Here is a 23,608-nt window from a genome sequence, read left to right as displayed (position 1 = left end):
TTCGCAGCGCATGCAACTTCGGACCCCATGAGAACGATCGCCACCGCCCTCTCCGCCTGCGCCGCAGCGCTGATCCTGACGGGATGCAGCAAGCCCGCCGACGACGCCTTCGGCCGGCGCGTGCACGCCTATCTGATGGAACATCCCGAGGTCATCGAGGAGGCGGTCAAGAAGCTGCAGGCCGAACGCCAGACCGCCAGCCTGACCGCTAGCCGCACGGCGCTGGCCAGCCTGCGCCCCCAGTTGGAGCGCGACCCGCGAGACTTTGTCGCCAACCCGGACGGCAAGGTCACGGTGGTGGAGTTCTTCGACTACCGCTGCGGCTACTGCAAGGTGGCCGCTCCCGACGTGCTGAAGATCATCGCCGACAACCCGGACGTCCGCTTCGTGTTCAAGGAGATGCCGATCTTCGGCGAGGTCTCCGACACCGCGGCCCGGATCGCGCTGACTGACGCCGGCAAGGGCGCAGGCCTGAAGCTCTACGGCGCCTTGATGGCCGACAAGGCGCTGGATGAGGCCGCTGTGGACCGCCATCTCGTCGAGGCCGGGATCGACCCCGCCGCCGCCCGCCGCGCAGCCGACGCGCCCGAGATCATCCGCCAGATCGCCGATGTCCGCACCCTGGCCAACGCCCTGCAGATCAGCGGCACGCCAGCGTTCATCGTCGGCGATCGCTTGATCGCCGGCGCCGATATGGACGCCCTCAACGCCGCTATCGCCGAAGCCAAGGAAGGCCCTCTGCAGCAGCCAGGCTAGGGGCTAGCCGAGGCCTTCCAGCAGCAGCACCCGAACCTCACCACCCTTCAGCCCATGCTGGCGCGCCTCCTGATAGGCTGGGCTCTCGTACCAGGCCCTCGCAGCGGCCATGCTCATCGCCGGTAATCCCTCAGCGCCGGAAGAGATCGGGGGATCCACGCGCTTTCAACGGAAGATTCCCATGACCACGCCGCGCGCCCTGGGCCCCTCTGACGTGGCGAAGCGCGCATGACGGCGAGCGACGCGCCAGGCGAGGCCGCCCGCCTCACGCCCCTCGCCTTGCCGGCAATCAGCGCGTGCTATTTCGCTCTGGGCGTCAACATGCTGGCGCCCGTGGGACTCGTTCCGCAGATGGCGCGGGAGTTCGGCGTATCAACGGGCGCCATCGCCTACCTTCTCACCGCTTCAGCGCTCGCCTATGCGCTGTCCGCGCCTGTGCTGCAGATGCTGTTCGGCGCGAGGGATCGGCGGACGCTGATCATCTACGGTCTGTGGATGGCTGGCGTGGGATCACTGATCTGCGCCGCAGCGCCTGTATTCGCCGCCGCGATCGCCGGACGCATGCTTATGGGCATGGGCTTCGCGCTGATCGGTCCCATGGCGACAGCGATGGCGGCCAGCATCGTCCCGGCCAAGCGCGCCGGGCAGGCGATCGGCATCGCGCTCATGGGCATGACCGTCTCCACAGTGCTCGGCGTTCCGTTGGTGACCTTCCTCGGCGCTGCGGTCGGCTGGCGACTGGCGATGGTGACGGCGAGCGCTGTCTGCGTTCTGGTGATCGTGCTGTTGCGGTTCCAGGCTCCCGCGGGGTCGCGCGGCGTCCGCACGACGCCGCTGGCGATGCTGGGCGTCCTGAAGGATCCGGTGATCGCGCCGGCGCTGCTGGCGCCCTACTTTCTGTTCGCCGCCCTGTACGCCACGCACGCCATGATCGTGGTCTTTCTGGTGCAGCGCTACGGGATGCCGACGACGCTCATCCCGGCGGCTCTGTGGGTCCTGGGGGTCTCTGGCGTCCTCGGCTCAATACTGATCACCTGGCTGCAAGGGCGCGCCCGCGCCGATACGCTGATCCCGATCGCGCTGGCGGCGCTGTGTTTCATGTTCTTCATGCTCTTCGTCGCGCCGCCCATTCCCGCGGTGACCTTCGTCCTGCTCGCCTTTTGGGGCGTCGCAGGCTCGACGGGACCGCCTGCCATGTCGAGCCGATTGGTCGCGCTCGCAGGCGATGGCCGAAACATGGTGTTGGCGCTCAACGCCGCCCTGTTGCAGTGCGGCATCGCGAGCGGGGCTGCGATCGCGGGGATCGTCTACGACCATGCGGGTCCGCGTTTCCTGCCTCTGGCCTCGGTCGGTCTGCTGACCTGCTCAGCGCTAGCCTATGTCGTCTCGCGCCTCAGCGCGAAAAGGCGGGCCGAGGCCGCTGCGGCGCCCGCCTAGATCAGGCCAGCCTGGGGCGACGAGGGATCGCCGTAGGTGCGGCGCGCCATGCGGCCGGCCAGATAGGCCTCGCGGCCGGCGATCACCGCGTGTTTCATGGCGATGGCCATGCGGATGGGGTCGCGGGCTTCGGCGATGGCGGTGTTCATCAGCACGGCGTCGCAGCCCAACTCCATGGCGACGACCGCATCGGAGGCGGTGCCGACACCCGCGTCCACCAGCACCGGCACGCTGGTTTGTTCGATGATCAGGCCGAGGTTCAGCGCATTCTGGATACCGCGCCCCGAACCGATCGGAGCCGCAGCAGGCATGATCGCCGCCGCGCCCGCGTCCTCGAGCTTCTTCGCGTACACCGGATCGTCGGAGCAATAGACCATCACCTGGAAGCCCTCGGAAATCAGCAGCTTCAACGCCCTGAGGGTCTCTTCCATATCTGGCAACAGGTGCTTGGTCTGAGAGAGGACCTCCAGCTTCACCAGGTCCCAACCGCCCGCTTCGCGCGCGAGCCGCAGGGTGCGCACCGCCTCCTCGCCGGTGAAGCATCCGGCGGTGTTGGGCAGGTAGGTGAAGCGGTCGGGTTTGACGAAATCCGCCAGCATCGGCTGCGTCGGGTCCGACAGGTTCACCCGGCGCAGCGCCACGGTGACGATCTCGGCGCCCGCGGCCTCGGCGGCGGCGGCGTTCTGTGCGTAATCCTTGTACTTGCCGGTGCCGACGATCAGGCGTGAGCGGAACGTCCGTCCAGCGACGGTCCAGGTTTCGGCGGGCTCGCTCTGTGAACCGTCCATGTCAGCCGCCTCCGATGAAATGCACGATCTCGATCCGGTCGCCGTCGCTTAGGCGTGTCGCCGCATAGGCTGAACGCGGCACGATCTCCAGGTTGTGCTCCACCGCCACCTTGCGTGCGTCCAGCCCCAGCCGCGCCACCAGTTCTGCAAGGTGGGCGATCGCCAGATCGGCGCGGCTTTCGCCGTTGATGGTCAGGTTCATCACCAGGCTCCCAGTCGGCATGCTTGTGACCCCGCGCGAGCCTCGTTACAAGACGGCGGAATCGACGGCGGAGCCGAATGTCGAAACCGATCTATGTGCTGAGCGGCCCCAACCTCAACCTGCTCGGGGTCCGCGAGCCGGAGATTTATGGGAAAGACACGCTCGAGGACGTGCGCCTGCTGTGCGAGGCGCGCGCCAGTGCGCTTGGCCGCACGATCGTGTTCCGCCAATCCAACCACGAAGGCCAATTGATCGACTGGATCCAGGAAGCCCGCGAGCACGGGTCAGCCATGGTGATCAATCCGGCCGGCTATGGGCACACCTCGGTGGCGATCCTCGACGCACTGAAAGCGGTCGACCTGCCGATCGTCGAATGCCACCTGTCCAATCCGGCGGCGCGCGAAAGCTTCCGCCGTCACACCTATGTCTCCCTGGCGGCCACCGGCGTAGTGTCCGGCTTCGGCGCCGCCAGCTACGCATTGGCCGTCGAGGCGGCCGCGGGCCTCTCGGCCTGACGCCCCGCAGAGTTGAGGAACGCATCCATGGCTACTCCCAAGGCCCCCGCCGACCCGATCGACGCGCGCCTGGTGCGTAGGCTGGCCGACATCCTTACGGAGACCGGCCTCAGCGAGATTGAGGTCGAGCGCGACGGCCTGAAGATCCGCGTCGCCAAGACCTTCGCCACGACGCAGATGTACGCCCAGGCCCCGATGATCCAGGCCGCACCTGCGCCGGCGGCGGCAGCCGAGACGCCAGCGGCCCCGGTCCGCGCCCGGGGCGATACCGTCAACTCGCCGATGGTGGGCACCGTCTACATGCAGGCGACGCCCGGCGCGGACCCGTTCATCTCCGTCGGCCAGAATGTCACCGCCGGCGATACGCTGCTGATCGTCGAAGCGATGAAGACTATGAATCCGATCCCCTCACCCAAGTCGGGCCGGATCGTCGAGATCCTCGTCGAGGATGCCCAGCCCGTCGAGTTCGGCGAGCCGCTCGTCGTCATCGAGTAGGGCGATGTTCGATAAAATCCTCATCGCCAATCGCGGCGAGATCGCGCTGCGGGTCCACCGCGCGTGCAAGGAGATGGGCATCTCCACCGTCGCGGTCCATTCCGAGGCCGATTCCGGCGCCATGTGGGTGCGGCTGGCCGACGAGAGCGTCTGCATCGGCCCGCCTCCGGCCGCCAAGAGCTATCTGAACATCCCCTCGATCATCGCCGCCGCCGAAATCACCGGCGCCCAGGCGATCCATCCGGGCTACGGCTTCCTGTCGGAGAACGCCCGATTCGCCGAGATCGTCGGCGCGCACGGCTTCACCTTCATCGGGCCAAAGCCCGAGCACATCCGCATGATGGGCGACAAGATCACCGCCAAGCAGGCGGTGAAGGACGCCGGCATCCCCGTGGTGCCGGGTTCCGACGGGGCCCTGACGACCGAGGCGGAAGCGTTCGAAGCCGCCGCCAAGATCGGCTTCCCGGTGCTGATCAAGGCCGCTGCCGGCGGCGGCGGACGCGGCATGAAGGTCGCCCAGACCGCCGACGACCTGGCTGAAGCCGTCGGCACCGCGCGGAGCGAGGCGCGCGCCGCGTTCGGCGACGACGCGGTCTACATGGAGCGCTATCTCCAGACGCCCCGGCACATCGAGCTGCAAGTGATCGCCGACAGCTTCGGCAACGTCTGCCACCTGGGCGAACGCGACTGCTCGCTGCAGCGCCGCCACCAGAAGGTGCTGGAGGAAGCCCCCTCTCCGGCCATCGATGCGGAGACCCGCGCCAAGATCGGCAAGGTGGTGGTCGATGCGGTCAAGGCGATCGGCTACCTCGGCGTCGGCACCATCGAGTTCCTGTACGAGAACGGCGAGTTCTTCTTCATCGAGATGAACACCCGCCTGCAGGTCGAGCACCCGGTCACCGAGGCGATCACCGGTATCGACCTAGTGCGCGAACAGATCCGCATCGCCGCCGGCCTGCCGCTGTCGTTCAAGCAGTCTGAGGTGGTGTTCGAAGGCCACGCCATCGAGTGCCGGATCAACGCCGAGAACCCGCGCACCTTCATCCCCTCACCCGGCCTGGTCACAGATTTCCATGCCCCGGGCGGCCTGGGCGTCCGCCTGGATTCGGCGCTCTACGCCGGCTACGTGATCCCGCCCTACTACGACAGCCTGGCGGGCAAGCTGATCGTCCACGGGCGCGACCGCGAGGAATGCATCGCCAGGCTCAACCGGTGCCTGGGCGAGATGGTGGTCGGCGGCATCGAGACCACCATCCCCTTGTTCCAGGAGCTGTTGCAGCAGCCCGACATCCTGGCCGGAAACTACAACATCCATTGGCTGGAAACCTGGATGAAGACCCAGCAGACGGCCTGAGGCCGGGTGGGCCATGTACGGCTTCTCGTCGCGTGAGCTGCTCGCCTGCTACGCCCGCGGGGTGTTTCCCATGGCGGACGCCCGCGACGACGAGCGGGTCTTCTTGATTGATCCCGATGAGCGCGGCGTACTGCCGCTGACGGACTTCCATCTGTCCCGCCGCATGGCCCGCACGGTGCGCGCCGACCCCTATGAGGTGCGCATCGACACCGCCTTCGACCAGGTCGTCCGCACTTGCGCCGAGGCGACGCCGGACCGTGGCGAGACCTGGATCAACCAGCCGATCGAGCAGCTTTACGGCGAGCTGCACGAACTTGGCTACGCCCACAGCGTCGAGTGCTGGCGCGGCGACGTGCTCTTGGGCGGGCTCTACGGCGTGGCTCTGGAGGGCGCGTTCTTCGGAGAGAGCATGTTCTCGCGCGCCCGCGACGCCAGCAAGGTGGCGCTGACGCATCTGGTGGCGCGCCTGCTGGCCGGTCGATTCGTCCTTCTGGATTGCCAGTTCATGACCGAGCATCTGGCCCAGTTCGGCGTCGAGGAGATCCCGCGCGCCGAATATCAGCGCAGGCTGGGGCGGGCCTTGGGGGTCGACGGCGCCGACTTCGGCGCGCTGCCGGCCGCAACCACGGGCGCCGTCGCCCTGCAGGTGATCACCCAGGCGTCGTAGACCGGGTGCTCGAGCGGGTTCAGCCCCGGCGACGAGGCGTACATCCAGCCGCGGAACGCCTGGCGCGCCGCCGGCGTCGGCTTGCCCGGGGCGGCCTTGGGCTGCGACTCAATGATCAGATATGCCATGGAATCGTCGACGGCTTCATCGTGCGCGGCGCGCTCGCAGGCCTTCACGGTGAACACCAGATTCTTGTAGCGCACCGGGGTGCCGACCTCGGCCTCGAAGCGCATGTTCTCGGCGGTCACCTTGTCCAGCGCTTGCAGGATGGCGACATCGTAGCGGGCGCGCTTCAGCGTTTCGGCGGGCTTATCCGCCACTTGCGCCTTTGGCGGCGCGGCAGGGGCGACCTCGGCGGCCTGCACCGGTGGCGTGGCGAGCGGCGCAGGCGTGGGCACGTCGACGGGCGGGGCTTCCTCGGTGGGAGTTGGAGGCACGATCACCGGCCCGGGCACGGGCTCAATCACCGGCGCAGCTGTGCTCGGGACGACCGGTGCGGGGGTTATGGGCGGCGGCGCAGGCTGCGCGCTCACCAATCCGGCCACCAGTACGCCTGCGCCTATAGCCGCCAGGGCGGTCACGCGGATCACGACGGTTCGACGAAGGCGCATCCGCGGCTTACTCCGGCTTCCAGGCCTCGTAGTCGCCGCTCGCGGCTTGTCGCTCGCCTCCGCGGCCCAGCGAACCCTTGGGCTTGTAGGCGTGGATGGTGCCGGTGAGGTTCGGCTGGTGGTCCTTCTCCCAGGCCTTGCGCGGCAGAGCCTCTCGGGTCGGGGGCTCGACGAAGGTATGGTGCAGCCAGCCATGCCATTCAGCCGGCACCTTCGAAGCCTCGGCGTAGCCCTCGTAGATCACCCAGCGGCGCTTGCGGTCGTCATAGCTGTCGCTGTTGTCCTTGGCCTCATAGTAGCGGTTGCCGGTGTCGTCCTGGCCGATGAACACGCCACGGCGTCCGATGGTGAAACGCGCGCCGATGGTCGCGCCGTTCCACCAAGTGAAGATCGATTTCAGAAGGTTGATCAAGGGCTGCCGATGGGTTCGGGGGACGAGAAGCGGGCGGACTATAGGGGCGGCGGCGCGAAGCGTCCAGGGTCGCTCAAGTCTCAACATCTTGGGGATAGCGACCTGGAAAACCGCAACATCTATTGATCGCAACCTCCGACGACCGGTACCCTGGGCGTCCTTGGAGGCAGGCCATGGTCACTGTGACGCCAGACGTGCGGTTGGAGCGGCGTGAACTCGAGCGCCCATGGGGATTCGCCGAGGTGAACGCCCCCGCCCACTGGACCTCCGCCCAGACCGAAGCCTGGCTCGATTGGGCGCAGGGGGAAACCGACATCGCCGCGGCGATCGAGGCCTGGACGGGGCGTCTTCCCAAGCCTCTGCGCAAACCGCTGGCCTCCGCCCTATTGGACGGCGCGGCGGCCTTGGCGCCGGGCGCGAGCGGAGTCTTGCATCTGCCTGCTGGCTCGCCGGCCGAAGGCGCGCTCTCAGACCTCATCGCGCGCCATCGCGGCGTCGCTGCAGCGCGTTCGGCCGCCGCGGCTCTGGCGGTTCGCCTCCAGGCGGTGATGGACGCCGTGAGCCGCTGCGACGGCGACGCCGAGGCCTGCGCCGACTCGACTCGCAATGCGAGCCTGGCCCGCGCCGCCGCCGCCGCCCGCGCAGCTGGCGCCGATGACGCCGCGATCCTCGATGCGATCGCTTCGGCCTCAGCCGGCGATAGCGATTGGCTGGCGACGCCGGTTCAAGCGCCTAGCCCGCAGACGCTGGTCTTGTCGCGCGATGACGCCACGCTGGAGGCCTGCGCACGCGCAAGTTGGGCGACCGGACAGGTGGTCGTCGCAGGCGACGGCCAGCAGGCTGAGGCTGTTATGCGCGAAGCCCGCATGAACCGCGCGGCCGTCAAGCTCATGGCGTTTCCCGCGCCGAGCGACCAGGCGGCGCTTGCGGCGCTGCTGGAGGGTCTGGCTGAGGCGCTGTCCCGGGACGGCGGCCGGATCGCGCTGGCCGGCCTAGGCGATTGGCTGGTGGCGCAGGGCCTCGACTATGATTCCGATGAGGGCCGCGCGGCAGCGGCCGGGCTCTTCTCCAACGCAGCCGCCGCGGTGGCCGCCGGCGCGCGTGGCGCCGATGTCGGACTGGCCGTGTTCGACGACCCGGAACTCGCTCTTCGCCTGGGAGGCGGCCCGACCGGGGCCGGCCCGTGGACGGGCCCACTGAACTGGGCCGAGACCGCCGACGGCGCTGTGGTTCGCACCCTGGCGCTCGCCGCATCGTGCGGGCTGCAAGCGCTGGGCGTCGACGCCGCCGCGGCGCGGGACTGGGCGCTGGGACACGGCGACCTGGCTGGCAGCCCGGCGATCGACCACGCCGCGCTGCACGCCCGCGGCTTCACCGCCCACGAGATCGCCACCGTGGAAGCCATCCTGCCCCTGGCCGGCGCGCTCAACGAGGCGTTTGCGCCGGACGTCGTCGGCGAAGGGTTCGTCCGCGACGTGCTCGGCGCGACGGAGGAAGACCTCGCCTCACCCAACTTCGACGTCCTGACGTTCGCCGGGTTTACCAAACCGGACATCGCGCTCGCCCAAGCCTATGCGCTCGGGCACGCGGACTTCGCCGACGCGGACTTGCTGACGCCCGGCCAGGCGCGGGTGTTCCGATCGGGTCAGAGCGTGGGTGACGCAGCGCACCTGGCCATGCTCGCCGCTATTCAGCCTACGCTTGGCGGTCCGGCGACGTTGGAGCTCACAGCACCCTGGGACGCCAGAGCCTCGGACATCCGCGCGACGATCGAGGCCGTCCTGGCCGGTGGCGCACGCGCCGTCCGGGTCTCCCGGGCCGACGCTCCTGCCGACCTCGCGCTGGACTTGCCCGCACCCGCCGAGCCCAGCCCGCGCGCTCAACGCGAGGCGCCGCAGTCGGAGCGGGTGGTGGAGCGTATCATCGAGCGCGAGCGCACCCGCCGCAAGCTGCCCGACCGCCGCAAGGGCTACATCCAGAAGGCCGCGGTCGGCGGCCACAAGGTCTACCTGCACACCGGCGAGTACGACGACGGCGAGCTGGGCGAGATCTTCATCGACATGCACAAGGAAGGCGCCGCCTTCCGATCGCTGATGAACAACTTCGCCATCGCGATCTCCATCGGCCTGCAATACGGGGTGCCGCTAGAGGAGTTCGTCGAGGCCTTCGTCTTCACCCGCTTCGAGCCGGCCGGGCCGGTGACCGGCAACGACTCGGTGAAGTCGGCGACCTCGATCCTCGACTACATCTTCCGCGAGCTGGGCGTCTCCTACATGGGCCGCGACGACCTCGCCAACGCCGACCCTGAGGCGCTCAACGCCGACGGCCTGGGGCGCGGCCAGATGGACGAGAGCGATCCGCAGCCGGCCTCGCGGTTCATCTCGCGCGGTTTCTCGCGCGGAACAGCGCCCGACAATCTGGTCTTCCTGCCCTCGGCGAATGCGCGGGGCGCGAGCAAGGCCGCGTTCGAAACGGCGGACGTCTGCGCTGCCTGCGGCGACGTCGCGGTGGTGCGCAAAGGCGCCAGCCTGATCTGCGACACCTGCGGAACCCGCGCCGGGCGCTTCGGCGAGGACGCCGGTTAGGCGAAGTTGGCCCACAGCTTGCTCGTCGTAGAGGCGAATATGGATTCACCGCAGGATTGAGTTCCAAAATGAAACTCTTCGCCCAAATCGCCTTCGCCGCCGCCATTGTAGCGGCCGTTCCCGCCGCCGCTCAGAACGCCGGCCAGATCAGCAACGCGCGAAACGGCGCCGACTGTCCGAAATGCAATCTCTTCCAGGCCGACTTCGGCGGTGTCGAGATCCGCGGCCGCAACTATTCGGGCGCTCGGCTTCGCCAGGCCGACATGAGCCTGTCGGTGATGAACCGCGCCTCGTTCGCCGGGGCCGACCTTCGCGATGTGGAGGCCTACGGCGGCGTGTTCACCGGCGCCAACTTCCGCGGCGCGAACCTGACCCACGCCTCGTTCGTCGGGACCTATTTGGAGGGCGCCAACTTCGCCGGCGCGGTGCTGGAAGGCTCGAACTTCTCCGGCGCCGAGATGGACCGCGCCGTGGGCCTCAGCCAGGGCCAGCTCAACCGCGCCTGCGGCGATGAGGCCACCACCCTGCCCCGCGGCCTGCGCATCCCCTACTGCTGAGGCGCTCACGCCCGGCTTTCGCCGGGGTGAGGCTAGTCCCTAGACCTTGATCGGCAGGGATAGACGCACGTGCAGCTCCTTGAGCTGCTTGTCGGTGACGTCCGAGGGCGCGCTCATCAGCAGGTCTTGGCCCTGCTGGTTCAGCGGGAAGGCGATGACCTCGCGGATCGCGGTCTCGCCGGCCAGCAGCATGACGATGCGGTCAATGCCGGGGGCCAGCCCCCCGTGCGGCGGCGCGCCGTGGCGGAAGGCGTTCAACATGCCGCCGAACTGCTCTTCGACCACCTCCGGACCGTAGCCGGCGATCTCGAAGGCCTTGAGCATCAGCTCCGGCCGGTGGTTCCGGATTGCACCCGAACACAGCTCGTAGCCATTGCAGACGATGTCGTACTGGTAGGCCAGCACGTCGAGCGGGTCCTTGTTGAGCAGAGCCTCAAGCTCGCCTTGCGGCATCGAGAACGGATTGTGCGAGAAGTCGACGCGCTTCTCGTCGTCGTTCCACTCGAACATCGGAAAGTCGACGATCCAGACAAACTCGAAGCGGTCCTCGTCGACCAGCTTCAATTCGGTCCCGACCTTGGTGCGCGCGGTCCCGGCGAACTTGTAAAAGACGCTGGGATCGCCGGCGACGAAGAAGGCCGCGTCGCCGATCGCGAGACCCAGCTGCTCGCGCACCTTGTCGGTGAGTTCCGGCCCGATGTTCTTGGCGATGGGGCCTGCGCCGCCCTCCTCGCCTTCACGCCAGAAGATGTAGCCCAGGCCCGGCTGGCCCTCGGACTGCGCCCAACTGTTCATGCGATCAGCGAACGCGCGGCTGCCGCCGCTGGGAGCCGGGATCGCCCAGATGGCGTTCTTCGGGTCTTCCAGCATCCGCGCGAACAGGCCGAAGCCCGCGCCGCGGAAGTGCTCGGAGACGTCCTGCATCACCAGCGGGTTGCGCATATCCGGCTTGTCGGACCCGTATTTGGCGATCGCCTCACGATAGGGGATGCGTGGGAACGGATAGGGCGTCACCGGTTTTCCGGCGGCGAACTCCTCGAACACCCCGTGCATCACCGGCTCGATGGCCGCGAATACGTCTTCCGGGGTGACGAAGCTCATCTCCACGTCGAGCTGGTAGAACTCCAGGCTGCGGTCCGCGCGCAGGTCCTCGTCGCGGAAGCAGGGCGCGATCTGGAAATAGCGGTCGAAACCCGAGACCATCAGCAGTTGCTTGAACTGCTGCGGCGCCTGGGGCAGCGCGTAGAACTTGCCGGGATGCAGGCGTGACGGCACCAGGACGTCGCGCGCGCCTTCCGGCGACGAAGCGGTCAGGATCGGCGTCTGGTACTCAAGGAACCCCTGCCCGATCATGCGGTTGCGGATCGAGTGGATGACCTTGGAGCGCAGGACGATGTTCTTGTGCAGGGTCTCGCGGCGCAGATCGAGGTAGCGGTGCTTCAGCCGCAGTTCCTCAGGATAGTCCGGCTCGCCGAACACCGGCACCGGCAGTTCGGCGGCTTCCGACAGCACCTCGATGGCGGCGACGCGCACTTCGACTTCGCCGGTCGGCAGATTGGCGTTGATGGTGTCGGCGGAGCGGGCGACCACCTCGCCGTCAATGCGGATGACGCTCTCGGCGCGCGTGCGCTCGATGCGGTCGAAGCCCGGCGTGCTCGGCGCGATGACCAGCTGGGTCAGCCCGTAGTGGTCGCGCAGGTCGATGAACACCAGCCCGCCGTGGTCGCGCTTGCGATGGATCCAGCCCGATACGCGGACCGTCTGGCCGGTGTCGGCGGCGCGGAGCTGGCCGCAGGTGTGGGTGCGATATGGGTGCATGGGAGTCGCAAAAAGCTGGTCGAAAAGGAGGCGCGGAAGGGCGCATGTAGGCCTGGCCGTGTCAAGAAAGGGCTAAGTCTAGGCTTGGCGCTCGGAGGCTGATCTGCAGGCGGTCCACAACGATAGTGCGCGCACCCCGCGTCTGAATCGTCCGCGTGTCGACGTAAGTGAACCCCAACCGCTCATACAAGCCACGCAGGTTTGGATGACAGTCGAGACGCAGGGCCTTGCAACGCCAAGCACGCGCCGCACGCACGCACCAATCGACAAGGAGCGGCGTCACCCTTGCCCCGGCGAACGAGCGCCGTACGCAAAGCCGATGCAGATAGCCGGCCTCTCCTAGCGGATCATCAGGCCAAAACTCCAGATCCACCCGGGACAGCATGCAGACGCCAACGATCGTGCCTTCGGAACGCGCGCAGATGAACGCGCCCTCTGCAATGCGCGCGGCGAGGGCCGCCGGTGCGATCTCCGCGTACGTCCACGCTGGCGTGCCTTTGGCATGCATCCAAGCCGCACCCTCCGCCAACAGGCCGCCGATCTCGTCGAGGTCGGCAGCCTCGGCGCGCTCCACGATCACGGACCCGAACACTGGAAAGCGACGCCTACTTCGGCCGAAACCGCTTGCTGGCGGGGAAGCCCTTGGGGGCCGCCTTGCCGGCGGCGGCGCGCCGGCCCAGCCAGTCGCGCCACTCGGGCCATACGCGGGTGCGCCCGGCCGCATCGGTCCAGGCCGCGCCCTCCGCCTCGCCGAACACCAGGGCGTCGCGCAAACCACCCTCGCGATAGGCCTGCAGTTTGACCCCCTTGCCGCGAGCCATCTCTGGCAGCTCGGAGGTCGGGAAGATCAGGATCTTGCCGTTGTCGCCCACCACGGCCAGGTGATCGGCGATCAGCGGCAGGGCGAAGGCTGCGCCCTTGGCGCCGGCGTTCAGCACCTGCTTGCCGGCCCGGCGCAGCGCCACGGCCTCGTCCTCGGGCAACACGAAGCCGTATCCCTCCTTCGAGGCCACGATCCGCTTGGACCCTGGCCGGTGCACGAATACGTCGACGACGCCGACCTTGTCGTCCAGGTCGAGCATCAGGCGCAGCGGCTCGCCGTGGCCTCGGGCTGACGGAAGCTTGTCGCAGGCCAGCGTGAAGAAACGCCCGTCCGACGCGAAGATCATCAGCTTGTCGGTGGTTTCCGCCGCCACCATGAAGCCTAGCTTGTCGCCCTCCTTGAACTTGAGCTCGGAGGGGTCCTCCACGCGCCCGCGGGCGGCGCGGATCCAGCCGCGGTCGGAGAGGATGACGGTGATCGGCTCGCGCACGATCATCGCCTCGATGGCCGCCTCCGCATCCACCACGGGCGCGACATCGAAGGTCGAGCGGCGCTTGCCGATCGCGGTGTCCGGGCCCAGCACCGCGCGCACCGCGTTGAGCCCGACGCCCACCAGCTTCCACTGGGCGACGTCGGAGCCCAGCAAGGTCAGCAGGCCGTCGCGTTCTTCCGCCAATTCGGCGTGCTCACGGCGGATCTCCATTTCCTCCAGCCGCGCGAGCTGGCGCAGACGGGTGTTGAGGATGGCGTCGGCCTGGATCTCGGTAAGGTCGAAGGCCGCGATCAGCTTGGCCTTCGGATCCTCCTCGTAGCGGACGATGCGGATCACCTCGTCGAGGTTGAGGTAGGCGATCAGCAGGCCGTCGAGGATGTGCAGTCGCGCCTCGATCTTGCCGAGGCGATGGCGGGCGCGGCGCACCAGCACCTCGCGCCGGTGGGCGAGGAAGGCCTTCAGGGCCTGGCGCAGGTTCATAACGCCCGGCGTGCCGCGGGCGTCCAGCACGTTCATGTTGACCGGGAAGCGGGTCTCCAGGTCGGACAGCCGGAACAGGCTCTCCATCAGCACTTCCGGTTCGACGTTGCGGTTCTTGGGCTCGATCACCAGCCGCACGTCCTCGGCCGACTCGTCGCGCACATCGCCCATCAACGGCGCTCGCTTGTTCTCGATCAGGCCGGCAAGCTGCTCGACCAGGTCGGCCTTGCGCACCTGATACGGCACCTCGGTGACGACGATCTGATAGGTCCCGCGCCCGGTGTCCTCACGCGTCCAGCGGGCGCGCACCCGCACGCCGCCGCGCCCCGTTTCGTAGGTCTCCAGCATCGAGGCGGCGCTTTCGACGATGACCCCGCCGGTGGGGAAGTCCGGTCCGTGGACATGGGCCATCAGCTCGGCCGTGGTCGCATCGGGATTGGCCAGCAGCACGTGGCAGGCGTCGATCAGCTCGGCGGCGTTGTGCGGCGGGATCGAGGTGGCCATGCCGACCGCGATGCCGGTGGCGCCGTTGGCGAGCAGATTGGGGAAGCCCGCGGGTAGGACGACCGGCTCGCTGTCCTGACCGTCGTAGGTCGGACGGAAATCGACCGCGTCCTCGTCGATGCCGTCCAGCATCAGGATCGCAGCCTCGGTGAGCTTGCACTCGGTGTAGCGCATGGCCGCGGCGTTATCGCCGTCGATGTTGCCGAAGTTGCCCTGGCCGTCGACCAGCGGATAGCGCTGGGCGAAGTCCTGCGCCATGCGCACCAGGGTGTCGTAGATCGATTGGTCGCCGTGCGGATGGTACTGGCCCATCACCTCGCCGACCACCTTGGCGCACTTGCGCGCGGTGGACTGCGGGTTCAGACGCATCTCGTTCATCGCGTACATGACGCGGCGCTGCACCGGCTTGAACCCGTCGCGCACGTCGGGCAGCGCGCGCCCCGTGATGGTCGACAGCGCGTAGGCCAGATAGCGCCGCGACAGCGCCTCGCTCAGCGGCTCATCAATGATGCGGTCACCGCCGTCTTCGGGCGGGGGTGGAATGTGCTTGGTCATGAGGCGAATCCCGGGAGCCGATCTCGGTCCATCTGTAGCGTCGCGCAGGTGACGCGTCTCGCCGCGTGGTCGCAGTCGATACGCATATTACACCCGCTCATCCCGACGAAAGTCGGGACCCAAGCGGGCTGTCAGCGCGCAAGCCGCCAACTCAGCTTGGGCCCCGGCTTTCGCCGGGGTAAGCGGAGGAAGGATCGGATTTGCGCATAGGCTCAGACGGTCGCGCCGCGCTATGTCAGCCGATCTTCACCAAACCACACGGACCGGACCCATGCATCTCTTCAATCCGGTGGAGCAGGCCGTGTTCATCTGGACGGTCGGCAACGTGCCGGAAGGGGTGGCGATCTGCGGCCAGTTCACCACCTCGGTGTTCCAGGCCCGCGAGCTGGCCGAGCACGGCTTTCGCACCACCTTCACCGTTGCGGCCAATCCGACCTTTCAACTCCCGCCAAGTTGCGCGGTCTGTACGATCGCCGGACGGGTCCCGGGGCTTGAGCGCGGAATGACTTTCGTGCTGTGGACCGATGACGCGGGCTACCTCATTGCCCTGGAAGGCGCCACGGCGGGCGAGAGCATCGCAGGTCTGGACTTCGACAACCTGGACGTCGAATTGCACCCCGCGCCCGAATTCGGTCCGCCGAACTAGAGCCGGCCGGCGTCGGTCAGGCGGTCGACCAGCCACATCCGCGCAGGCGGTAGGGGGCGGTTGAGCGGCGCGAAGACAAAGCTCTCCAGAAAATGTCCCGTCAGCTCCAGACCCGCGCCGACATCGCCGACCTCCAGCCGCGACTGGGCTGACAGCATGAACTGCGGCAGGGTGAGAAGGCGATCAGCGTAGGGCGTTCCCGCCTCCCGGCTTACCGCGCGACCCGTACGCGGGCTGACGTAGATCAGGTCGTCTACAGTCCCCGTCGCCGCGCATTTCGACAGGTCCAGGCCAAACCCAAGGTCCTGCAGCAAGCCAGCTTCGAAGCGCACGAACACCGCCGGCCACAGCTCCGTCCCGACCAGCGCCGCGCACAGGGCCTCGAACGCCAGGAATGCGCCCGGATGTGGTTCGCGCTCGGGCAAGGCGCCGTTGGCCACCGCCGCAGCCGCGGCCAGACCGGCCAGGGCCAATGGGTCATCGAACAGCGCGGCCGGCCCTTCGCCTATCGCCTCCAGGGTCGCCGATCCGAGCTGGTCAGAGACCCGTGCGCGGTAGCGCAGGTTGACCCGCGCACCGGCCTGCAGCACGGGGCGCATCTTGCGCGACGCGCCGCCCGCGATGTGCGCAGCGTAGCGTCCGTGGCCGGCGGTCAGCAGGTCGGCGATCGCGCCCGTTTCGCCATGCGCTCGAGCCGCCAGCACGAAGGCGTCGTCCTCGAACTCCATCGCTAGTCTTCCCCCTTCCCCCTCGAGGGAGAAGGGCGCGCGGCGGTAAGTCTGGGGGTTAGCGTCATCGCGCCCTTCAGACGTCGAAATCCAGGCCGACATCGCCGTAGAACTCGCGCTTGTCGGCCCAGCGGTCGTCGACCTTCACGTGCAGGAACAGGTGCACCGGGCGGTCCAGCAACTCGGCGAGCTCCTCGCGCGACTTCTGGCCGATCCACTTCAGGGTCTGGCCCTTGTGGCCCAGCACGATGGCGCGCTGGCCCTCGCGTTCCACATAGACCATCTGCTCTATGCGCAACGAGCCGTCTGCGCGCTCCTCGAAGGCTGTGGTCTCGACCGCCGCGGCGTAGGGCAGCTCCTCGTGGACGCGCAGGTAGATCTTCTCGCGCGTGATCTCGGCGGCCAACAGGCGGGCCGGAAGATCCGCGGTCTGGTCGGCGGGATAGAGCCAGGGCCCCTCGGGCATCAATTCCGCCAGGCGATGTTTCAGGTCGTCCACGCCAGCGCCGTCGGCCGCCGAGATCATGAACACCTCGGAATAGGCGCCGGAGTCGAACAGGGCCTTGGCGAGCGCCAGCAGCCGCTCGCGCTTCATCCCGTCGATCTTGTTGAGCGCCAGAATGACCTGCGAGCCCGCGGCCTTCAGCCCTTCGACGATGGTCGCGACATCGGTGGCCGAGCGCCGGTCGGCTGACTTCGCGCCGGGCTCAGCGGCGGCCAGTTCGGCTTGGGCGTCGACCATGTGCACCACGGCGTCGGCGTCCGCCGCGCCGCCCCAGGCGGAGCGCACCATGGCGCGGTCCAGCCTGCGCCGGGGCGCGAAGATGCCTGGTGTGTCGACCAGCACGATCTGCACGTCGCCCTCGATCGCCACGCCGCGCACCGGAAAGCGCGTCGTCTGCACCTTCTGGGTGACGATCGAGACCTTGGCGCCGACAAGGCGGTTGGTCAGCGTCGACTTGCCGGCGTTGGGGGCGCCGATCACGGCTGCGAAGCCCGCTTTGGTCATTGGGAGCCTTCGCGTTTCAACAACATTGTCATGGCGGCCGCCTTCTCCGCCTCCTGCTTGGATCGCCCCTCGGCCTGCTCGGCCTCGAAGCCTTCGATCGTCACCTGTACGACAAATTGCGGCGCATGGTCTGGTCCTGATCGCCCGACAAGGCCGTAAGCCGGCAGCGGCAGGCCGCGGGCTTGCGCCCATTCCTGAAGCTGGGTCTTCGGATCCTTTATGGTCGGGGCGTCGAGATCGGCGAATTCCTCCTCCCAGAAGGTGAGGAAGAAGGTCCGGGCCGCCTCTAGGCCCGCGTCGATATAGATGGCGCCGATCAAGGCCTCGCAGGCGTCGCCCAGCACAGAATCTAGCGCCCGGGCGCCGATCTTGGTGGCGCTCGCCGACAGCCGCAAGGCGTCCGGCAAGCCAATCCGTCGAGCGACCCGCGCGCAGGCGTGGAAATTAACCAGCGCCGCCAGCAGCCGCGACATCTGACCCTCGCGCGCCTTGTCGTCGAGCGCCATCAGCCGTTCGGCGGCCAGCAGGTTGAGCACCCGGTCGCCCAGGAACTCAAGCCGCTCGTAGTGACCCACCGCGCGAGCGCCGTCGCCGACGCTGGCATGGGTCAGCGCGCGCTCCAGCAGTTCGCGGTCGCGGAACGGGACGCCGATGCGGCGCTCCAGCTCCGCCACCGCGGCGGCGCGGGCGTTCATTTGAGCAGTTTGAAGAATCGGCCTGGCCGAGCGTCCATCACCCAGGTCCATGGCTTGAAGATCGAGGCGCTCTGCTTCCACGACAGCAGGATGATCTCAGCCCGCCCCACGAGGTTCTCCGCTGGGACGTAGCCGACGCCGATGGCGCTGGGCGCGCGGCTGTCGAGCGAGTTGTCGCGGTTGTCGCCCATGAAGAAGTAGTGCCCCTCGGGCACGATAAAGCCGCCGACGTTGTCCATCTCGCCGTCCGCGCCATAGTCGTAGGTCACGTAGCGGACGCCTTCGGGCAGGGTCTCGCGGAAGCGCTGCACGGTGCGCACGAAGCCATAGCCGGAATCCACCTCGACCGAGGGCATCACCTCGCGCGGAATCGGCTTGCCGTTCAGGAACACCACGCCGCCGCGCACGTCGATGCGGTCGCCGGGGAGGCCGATCAGCCGCTTAACGTAGTCGGTGCGCCCGTCCCGCGGCAGCTTGAAGACGATGACGTCGCCACGCTTGGGCGCGTGGCCGAACACCCGGCCGCTAAAGATCGGCGGGCTGAACGGGATGGAGTGGTGCGACCAGCCGTAGGCGTACTTGGAGACGATGATGTAGTCGCCTTCCAGCAGGTTGGGCTGCATGGAGGCGGACGGAATGGTGAAGGGCTGGAACAGCAGGACGCGCAGCACCAGCGCGATGGCCAGCGCGTAGACCACGGTCTTGACGACCTCGACGAACTCATGGAGCGCGCCCGCCTTTGCGGAGCTTTGCGCGGTCTTGGTCATTCAGCGTCCCGAAAAGCGTCAGTCCGCGCCCGCGGACGCGCTGTAGCTAGACGCTCGCACCGCGTGGAGCAAGACGGCCGCCCCCAGGAACCGCCCTCAGTAGAGCCCGTGGACGAAGCGGCCCCAACGCGCCTCGGTGATCCATGTCCATGGCTTGAACAGGGACATGCCCGGTCCCCAGGAGCCCAAGACGATCTGCGCCTTGCCGACCAGGTTCTCGGCCGGGACGAAACCGACCCCGATCGCCGCAGGCAGGCGGCTGTCCTGGGAATTGTCGCGGTTGTCGCCCATGACGAAGTAGTAGCCGGCCGGGACGACGAACACCTCGGTGTCATCCAACTCGCCGCCGGGGCCGAAATCGTTCGTCAGGTAGCTGCGGCCGCCCGGCAGGGTCTCTCGGAAGTGCTCCACGTCACGGCCTGAGGCGTTGTCGCCGACGCCCTGGATGGCGGTCTCCTCGCGACGCGGCACCGGCATGTCGTTGACGTACAACCGGTCGGCCTTCATCTGCACCCGGTCGCCGGGCAGGCCGATGATCCGCTTGATGTAGTCGGTATGACCGTCGCGCGGCAGCTTGAACACCACGATATCGCCGCGCTCCGGCGTCCGATCGAGGATCCGCCCTTTGAAGATCGGCGGGCTGAACGGGATGGAGTGGTGGGACCAGCCGTAGCTGAACTTGCTGACCACCAGATAGTCGCCCTGATAGAGGTTCGGCTCCATCGAAGCCGACGGGATCGTGAAGGGCTGGAACACCACGGTCTTCAGCACCACGGCGATCAACAGCGCATAGACGACGGTCTTCGCCGCCTCGAAGACCTCGCGAAACGCACCGGCCTTCTCGGGCTCGGCAGTGGTGGCGCTATCGCTCATCTCGTCCTCGAAGGGTGGCGGGGAGCCGCTAGAGCCTCAGCTATCGCCTAAACATGCTGAACGCTCGTTAACTCGCCGTCATTCGGCACCGCCTCGATGACCATGAAGGCCTGGGCGTAGGGGTGGTCGTCGGTCAGCGTCAGGTGGATGACCGCGCGATGCCCGGCCGGGGTGATCGCCGCCAGCCTCGCCGCCGCGCCGCCGGTCAGCGCCATGGTCGGCTGGCCCGAGCGGGCGTTGACCACGCCCATGTCGCGCCAGAACACGCCGCGACGGATGCCGGTGCCCAGCGCCTTGGCGCAGGCTTCCTTGGCTGCAAAGCGTTTGGCGTAGCTGGCCGCCTTGCCCGGCTTTCGCTCCGAACGCGTGCGCTCGATCTCGGTGAACACCCGGTGGGTGAAGCGTTCGCCGAAGCGCGCCAGGCTAGCCTCGATTCGGCGGATGTCCGACAGGTCCGAGCCGATGCCGAGGATCATGCCGCACGCCCTGCCCGCGCCTCGTCCATCAGCGCCCGCATGCGCTGGATGGCTGGTCCAAGGCCGGTGAAGATCGCCTCGCCGATCAGGAAATGGCCGATGTTCAACTCGGCGACCTCCGGGATCGCAGCGATCGCCTTGACGGTCTCGAAATCGATCCCGTGGCCAGCATGGACCTCCAGGCCCAGCGAGGCGGCCTGGGTTGCGGCGGCGCGCAGGCGTTCGAGGATCTGCGGGGCGTCTGGCGAATGCTCGCGGACCGCCTGGCAGTAGGCGCCGGTGTGCAGTTCGACGACCTGGGCGCCCACCGCCTTCGCCGCAATCACCTGCTCGGGGTCGGCGTCGATGAAGCAGGAGACGCGGATGCCGGCTTCGGACAGCCGCCTGGCCACGGGTGCGATGGTGTTGTGGCCGCCGGCGACGTCCAGGCCCCCTTCGGTGGTGACCTCCTCGCGCCGCTCCGGCACCAGGCAGGCGGCGTGCGGGAGGTGAGCAAGCGCGACGCCCTCCATCTCCATGGTCACCGCCATCTCCAGGTTCAGCGGCCGGCCGCGGCGCCGCGTGATCACGGCGAGCGCGTCGATGTCGGCGTCAGAGATGTGGCGGCGGTCTTCGCGCAGATGCGCGGTGATGCCGTCGGCCCCTGCGGCGACCGCCACCTCGGCCGCGCGCACCGGATCAGGATAGCCCTCGCCGCGTGCGTTGCGCACCGTGGCCACGTGGTCGATGTTGACCCCGAGCCGCAGCCGGTTCACGCCCGCAGCCTCTTCGAACCCGGCTCCTCGGCCGGCAGGGCGGCGAGTTCCGGCGGCAGGGCGTCGGCGGGATAGGACGGCACATCGACAGTGGCCAGCGCCACCAGCGGCCAGCCGACGTCAGCCCGACCGCCCGAACGATCGACGATGCAGGCGCAGCAGAGCACGACGCCGCCGGCGGCCTGGATCGGCTCCACGGCTTCGCGGAACGATCCTCCGGTGGTGATCACGTCCTCGACCACGACGACCTTGGCGCCCGGCGCGATGGTGAAGGCGCGTCGCAGTTTGAACTGGCCGTCCTCGCGCTCGACATAGATCGAGGGCACGCCCAACCAGCGGGCGGTCTCGTAGCCCGGGATGATCGCACCCACCGCGGGTGCGACGATCAGGTCCGGCTTTCCGAACTCCAGCTCGATCTTCTGGGCCAGCGCGCGGCACAGCCGCTCGGTGCGATCAGCGTGCTGGAAGACCAGGTTCTTCTGCAGGAACATCGGGCTGTGCCGGCCGGAGGCCAGGATGAAATGGCCCTCGCGCAGCGCGCCTGCTCCGCGGAATTCGTTCAGCACGTCTTCGGTGTTCATCGCCGCCCTCCAGGTTGTCGGGGAATAGCCGAAAGCACCGGCGCCTGTCATCCGCGCGCGCATTTACGGGCAGTCGGCGAGCGCATGCAGGTCGAGGTGCTGACATCCGAAGACGCCGCGAAAACGCGCGACTAGGCTGGTGCGCCCTCGCCCTCGCCTTTGGCGCGGTCGACCGTCTCGACGCTGGGGTTGGCGCGCAACGCCGCGGCGATATGGGTCAGGTGGCGAGCGTCCTTGACGTCTATGTCGAAATCCACGTCGAAGAAGTCCTGCTGGCGATAGCGCATGCGCAGGTTGACGATGTTGCCGCCAGCGTCGCCGATCACCGTACAGGCCTGGCCCAGCACGCCCGGCGCATTTCGCACTGTGGCGATCAATCGGGCGCGGGCGATGGTGTTACGTTCGGCCTCCGGCGTCCATTGCAGGTCGCGCCAGACCTCCTCGTTGTCCTCGAACCTGGCCAGGCGTTCGCAGTCGATGGTGTGCACCGTCAGCCCGCGGCCGTCGGCCTCCAGGATGCCGACGATGCGGTCGCCAGGAACGGGATTGCAGCAGTCGCCGAAATGCAGCGATACGCCTGGGGTCAGGCCTCCGCCGCGCACGTACAGCCGGGCGCTCTTGCCGTCCTCGATGCGGCGCTGGGCGACGGCGGCCTCACGCTCGGCGGCCTTGAGGCCAGGGAAGACGACGTCCAGCACTTGGGTCGGGGTGACGCGTCCGCGGCCGATGGACTCGAACAGCTCGTCTTCGGAGGGCGCAGCGAACCGATCAAGCGCAGGGCGCAGCGACACCTGCGAGCGCGCCTTGCCGGCGCGTTCGAAGGTTTGGTCCACGGTGGCGCGGCCGAGCCGGGTGAACTCTTCCTTCTCGGTCTGGCGGATGTGGCGGCGGATGGCCGAGCGCGCCCGTCCGGTGACGGTGAGCGAGCGCCAGTCCGGCGGCACCACGGGCTTGCCGCCGCGCACGACCTCGACCACGTCGCCATTCTGCAACTCCGTGCGCAGTGGCTTCAGCTCGCCGTTGATCTTCACGCCGATGCAGGTGTCGCCAACGTCGGTGTGGACGGCGTAGGCGAAGTCGAGCGACATCGCCCCACGCGGCAGGCTGACGAGCCGGCCCTTCGGCGTGAACACGAAAACCTGGTCCAAGTACATCTCGAGCTTGGCGTGCTCGACCAGCTCCTCGGCGTCGCCGCCGTGCTCCAGCACCTGTACGAGATGACGCAGGTTGATCAGCGGGTCGCGTCCGCCGGCCGCCGCCTGCGCCTCGGCGTCGAAACCATAGGACTTGTCCTTGTAGCGCCAGTGGGCGGCGACCCCGTCCTCGGCGACGCGGTCCATCGCCTCAGTGCGGATCTGCATCTCGATGCGCATGCCGCGCGGGCCGACCACAGTGGTGTGCAGCGAGCGGTAGTTGTTACGTTTCGGCGTCGAGATGTAGTCCTTGAACCTCTCGGGCACGCTGGGCCAGGCGCGGTGGATCACTCCCAGCGCACGGTAGCAATCATCCTCGCCATCGACGATCACCCGGAAGGCATAGATGTCGGAAAGCTGAGAGAAACCAATAGTCTTGCGCTGAAGCTTACGCCAGATCGAGAACGCGCCCTTCTCCCGGCCGAACACGCGAGCAGGTATCCCGGCAGCCTCCAGGCGGGTGGAGATTTCCCCGGACACCACGGCCACGGCGCCGCCCTGCGACTGGCGCAGCGCCTCCAGCCGGCGACTGATCGCGTCACGCGCCACCGGGTTCAGGTGCTCGAACGCGAGCTCCTCGAGCTCGGTGCAGATGCGGTGACAGCCGATCGATCGGGCCAGCGGCGCGTAGATGTCGAGCGTCTCGCGCGCGATGCGCTCGCGCTTCGCCGGGCTCGGGATGTGCTGCAGCGTGCGCATGTTGTGCAGCCGGTCGGCGAGCTTGACCATCAACACGCGCACGTCGCGTGAGATCGCCAGGATGAACTTGCGAAGGTTCTCGGCCTGCTTGGTGTGTTCGCTGTTGAGCTCGAGCTTGGTGAGCTTGGTCACGC

Annotated in this window: 26 protein-coding genes; 9 read left to right on the top strand and 17 right to left on the bottom strand. The window is 68.0% G+C overall.

Annotated elements, in window-relative coordinates; all coding sequences use genetic code 11:
• Positions 1–27 precede the first annotated feature (27 nt).
• Positions 28–756 (top strand): DsbA family protein, encoded by a 729-nt coding sequence (locus Q8R27_RS07790; protein ID WP_305698475.1) that lies wholly within the window; start codon positions 28–30, stop codon positions 754–756.
• Positions 757–759: 3 nt separating this feature from the next.
• On the opposite strand, the gene Q8R27_RS07785 is transcribed toward Q8R27_RS07790, so the two are convergent.
• Entirely contained in the window at positions 760–873 is a 114-nt protein-coding gene (locus Q8R27_RS07785) for a DUF1330 domain-containing protein (protein WP_305698474.1), read from the bottom strand.
• Positions 874–984: 111 nt separating this feature from the next.
• Here Q8R27_RS07785 and Q8R27_RS07780 point away from each other — a divergent pair, with 111 nt between their 5' ends.
• On the top strand, positions 985–2,193 hold the full coding sequence (locus Q8R27_RS07780; RefSeq protein ID WP_305698473.1) for an MFS transporter: 1,209 nt from the start codon (positions 985–987) through the stop codon (positions 2,191–2,193).
• Here Q8R27_RS07780 and Q8R27_RS07775 read toward each other — a convergent pair.
• Both Q8R27_RS07775 and thiS read right to left on the bottom strand, forming a co-directional pair.
• Positions 2,190–2,981: a thiazole synthase gene (locus tag Q8R27_RS07775; protein ID WP_305698472.1), complete on the bottom strand. Its 792-nt coding sequence runs from the start codon at positions 2,979–2,981 to the stop codon at positions 2,190–2,192. The genes Q8R27_RS07780 and Q8R27_RS07775 overlap by 4 nt on opposite strands.
• A 1-nt stretch (position 2,982) precedes the next feature.
• Positions 2,983–3,183, bottom strand: coding sequence for a sulfur carrier protein ThiS (gene thiS, locus Q8R27_RS07770; protein ID WP_305698471.1), 201 nt, complete (start codon positions 3,181–3,183; stop codon positions 2,983–2,985).
• A gap of 77 nt (positions 3,184–3,260) precedes the next feature.
• On the opposite strand from thiS, the gene Q8R27_RS07765 reads away from it, so the two are divergent.
• The 4 genes from Q8R27_RS07765 to aat are packed head-to-tail and all read left to right on the top strand — an operon-like array spanning position 3,261 to position 6,214.
• Positions 3,261–3,698 carry a type II 3-dehydroquinate dehydratase gene (locus tag Q8R27_RS07765; RefSeq protein WP_305698470.1) on the top strand — a complete coding sequence of 146 codons (438 nt, stop codon included), beginning with the start codon at positions 3,261–3,263 and terminating at the stop codon, positions 3,696–3,698.
• A 27-nt stretch (positions 3,699–3,725) separates the two neighbouring features.
• Positions 3,726–4,193: an acetyl-CoA carboxylase biotin carboxyl carrier protein gene (accB, locus tag Q8R27_RS07760; protein WP_305698469.1), complete on the top strand. Its 468-nt coding sequence runs from the start codon at positions 3,726–3,728 to the stop codon at positions 4,191–4,193.
• A 4-nt stretch (positions 4,194–4,197) separates the two neighbouring features.
• Entirely contained in the window at positions 4,198–5,547 is a 1,350-nt protein-coding gene (accC, locus tag Q8R27_RS07755; protein ID WP_305698468.1) for an acetyl-CoA carboxylase biotin carboxylase subunit, read from the top strand.
• Positions 5,548–5,560: 13 nt separating this feature from the next.
• On the top strand, positions 5,561–6,214 hold the full coding sequence (aat, locus tag Q8R27_RS07750) for a leucyl/phenylalanyl-tRNA--protein transferase (RefSeq protein WP_305698467.1): 654 nt from the start codon (positions 5,561–5,563) through the stop codon (positions 6,212–6,214).
• Here aat and Q8R27_RS07745 read toward each other — a convergent pair.
• Together Q8R27_RS07745 and Q8R27_RS07740 are read right to left on the bottom strand one after the other, a co-directional pair.
• Complete coding sequence (locus Q8R27_RS07745; RefSeq protein WP_305698466.1) at positions 6,106–6,825, bottom strand: DUF2155 domain-containing protein; 720 nt, start codon at positions 6,823–6,825, stop codon at positions 6,106–6,108. The two genes, aat and Q8R27_RS07745, sit on opposite strands and share 109 nt — an antisense overlap.
• Before the next feature lie 7 nt (positions 6,826–6,832).
• A complete protein-coding gene (locus Q8R27_RS07740; protein WP_305698489.1) occupies positions 6,833–7,234 on the bottom strand; it encodes an NADH:ubiquinone oxidoreductase subunit NDUFA12 in 402 nt (133 codons plus the stop codon).
• Between the two features lie 176 nt (positions 7,235–7,410).
• On the opposite strand from Q8R27_RS07740, the gene Q8R27_RS07735 reads away from it, so the two are divergent.
• A complete protein-coding gene (locus Q8R27_RS07735; protein ID WP_305698465.1) occupies positions 7,411–9,822 on the top strand; it encodes a ribonucleotide reductase in 2,412 nt (803 codons plus the stop codon).
• Between the two features lie 68 nt (positions 9,823–9,890).
• Positions 9,891–10,379: a pentapeptide repeat-containing protein gene (locus Q8R27_RS07730; RefSeq protein WP_305698464.1), complete on the top strand. Its 489-nt coding sequence runs from the start codon at positions 9,891–9,893 to the stop codon at positions 10,377–10,379.
• A 39-nt stretch (positions 10,380–10,418) separates the two neighbouring features.
• Here Q8R27_RS07730 and aspS read toward each other — a convergent pair whose 3' ends face one another.
• The 3 genes from aspS to parC all read right to left on the bottom strand — a co-directional run bounded on the left by aspS (position 10,419) and on the right by parC (position 15,052).
• Positions 10,419–12,197 (bottom strand): aspartate--tRNA ligase, encoded by a 1,779-nt coding sequence (gene aspS / locus Q8R27_RS07725; RefSeq protein ID WP_305698463.1) that lies wholly within the window; start codon positions 12,195–12,197, stop codon positions 10,419–10,421.
• Between the two features lie 61 nt (positions 12,198–12,258).
• The gene (locus Q8R27_RS07720; protein ID WP_305698462.1) at positions 12,259–12,777 is read right to left on the bottom strand and encodes a GNAT family N-acetyltransferase; all 519 of its coding nucleotides are present in this window, start codon (positions 12,775–12,777) and stop codon (positions 12,259–12,261) included.
• A gap of 25 nt (positions 12,778–12,802) precedes the next feature.
• On the bottom strand, positions 12,803–15,052 hold the full coding sequence (gene parC / locus Q8R27_RS07715) for a DNA topoisomerase IV subunit A (RefSeq protein ID WP_305698461.1): 2,250 nt from the start codon (positions 15,050–15,052) through the stop codon (positions 12,803–12,805).
• A 271-nt stretch (positions 15,053–15,323) separates the two neighbouring features.
• On the opposite strand from parC, the gene Q8R27_RS07710 reads away from it, so the two are divergent.
• Positions 15,324–15,698 (top strand): hypothetical protein, encoded by a 375-nt coding sequence (locus Q8R27_RS07710; protein ID WP_305698460.1) that lies wholly within the window; start codon positions 15,324–15,326, stop codon positions 15,696–15,698.
• On the opposite strand, the gene recO is transcribed toward Q8R27_RS07710, so the two are convergent.
• From recO to Q8R27_RS07665, 9 genes are all read right to left on the bottom strand, one after another.
• On the bottom strand, positions 15,695–16,426 hold the full coding sequence (gene recO / locus Q8R27_RS07705) for a DNA repair protein RecO (protein ID WP_305698459.1): 732 nt from the start codon (positions 16,424–16,426) through the stop codon (positions 15,695–15,697). The genes Q8R27_RS07710 and recO overlap by 4 nt on opposite strands.
• Before the next feature lie 76 nt (positions 16,427–16,502).
• Positions 16,503–17,435, bottom strand: coding sequence for a GTPase Era (era, locus tag Q8R27_RS07700; RefSeq protein ID WP_305595031.1), 933 nt, complete (start codon positions 17,433–17,435; stop codon positions 16,503–16,505).
• Entirely contained in the window at positions 17,432–18,130 is a 699-nt protein-coding gene (rnc, locus tag Q8R27_RS07695; protein WP_305698458.1) for a ribonuclease III, read from the bottom strand. The genes era and rnc overlap by 4 nt, the downstream gene beginning before the upstream one ends.
• Positions 18,127–18,897 (bottom strand): signal peptidase I, encoded by a 771-nt coding sequence (gene lepB / locus Q8R27_RS07690; protein WP_305698457.1) that lies wholly within the window; start codon positions 18,895–18,897, stop codon positions 18,127–18,129. The genes rnc and lepB (Q8R27_RS07690) overlap by 4 nt, the downstream gene beginning before the upstream one ends.
• A 96-nt stretch (positions 18,898–18,993) precedes the next feature.
• The gene (lepB, locus tag Q8R27_RS07685; RefSeq protein ID WP_305698456.1) at positions 18,994–19,770 is read right to left on the bottom strand and encodes a signal peptidase I; all 777 of its coding nucleotides are present in this window, start codon (positions 19,768–19,770) and stop codon (positions 18,994–18,996) included.
• Positions 19,771–19,817: 47 nt separating this feature from the next.
• Positions 19,818–20,246 carry a holo-ACP synthase gene (gene acpS, locus Q8R27_RS07680; RefSeq protein WP_305698455.1) on the bottom strand — a complete coding sequence of 143 codons (429 nt, stop codon included), beginning with the start codon at positions 20,244–20,246 and terminating at the stop codon, positions 19,818–19,820.
• A complete protein-coding gene (locus Q8R27_RS07675) occupies positions 20,243–21,001 on the bottom strand; it encodes a pyridoxine 5'-phosphate synthase (RefSeq protein WP_305698454.1) in 759 nt (252 codons plus the stop codon). The genes acpS and Q8R27_RS07675 overlap by 4 nt, the downstream gene beginning before the upstream one ends.
• Positions 20,998–21,582, bottom strand: coding sequence for an orotate phosphoribosyltransferase (pyrE, locus tag Q8R27_RS07670; protein WP_305698453.1), 585 nt, complete (start codon positions 21,580–21,582; stop codon positions 20,998–21,000). The genes Q8R27_RS07675 and pyrE overlap by 4 nt, the downstream gene beginning before the upstream one ends.
• Before the next feature lie 131 nt (positions 21,583–21,713).
• A partial coding sequence (locus Q8R27_RS07665) for a bifunctional (p)ppGpp synthetase/guanosine-3',5'-bis(diphosphate) 3'-pyrophosphohydrolase (RefSeq protein ID WP_305698452.1) occupies positions 21,714–23,608 on the bottom strand: 1,895 nt, incomplete at its 5' end.

This window comes from Phenylobacterium sp. (genome assembly GCF_030697305.1).
In the GTDB taxonomy this organism is placed as follows: Bacteria; Pseudomonadota; Alphaproteobacteria; order Caulobacterales; family Caulobacteraceae; genus Phenylobacterium.
This window is presented reverse-complemented; position numbering and strand designations above follow the sequence as displayed.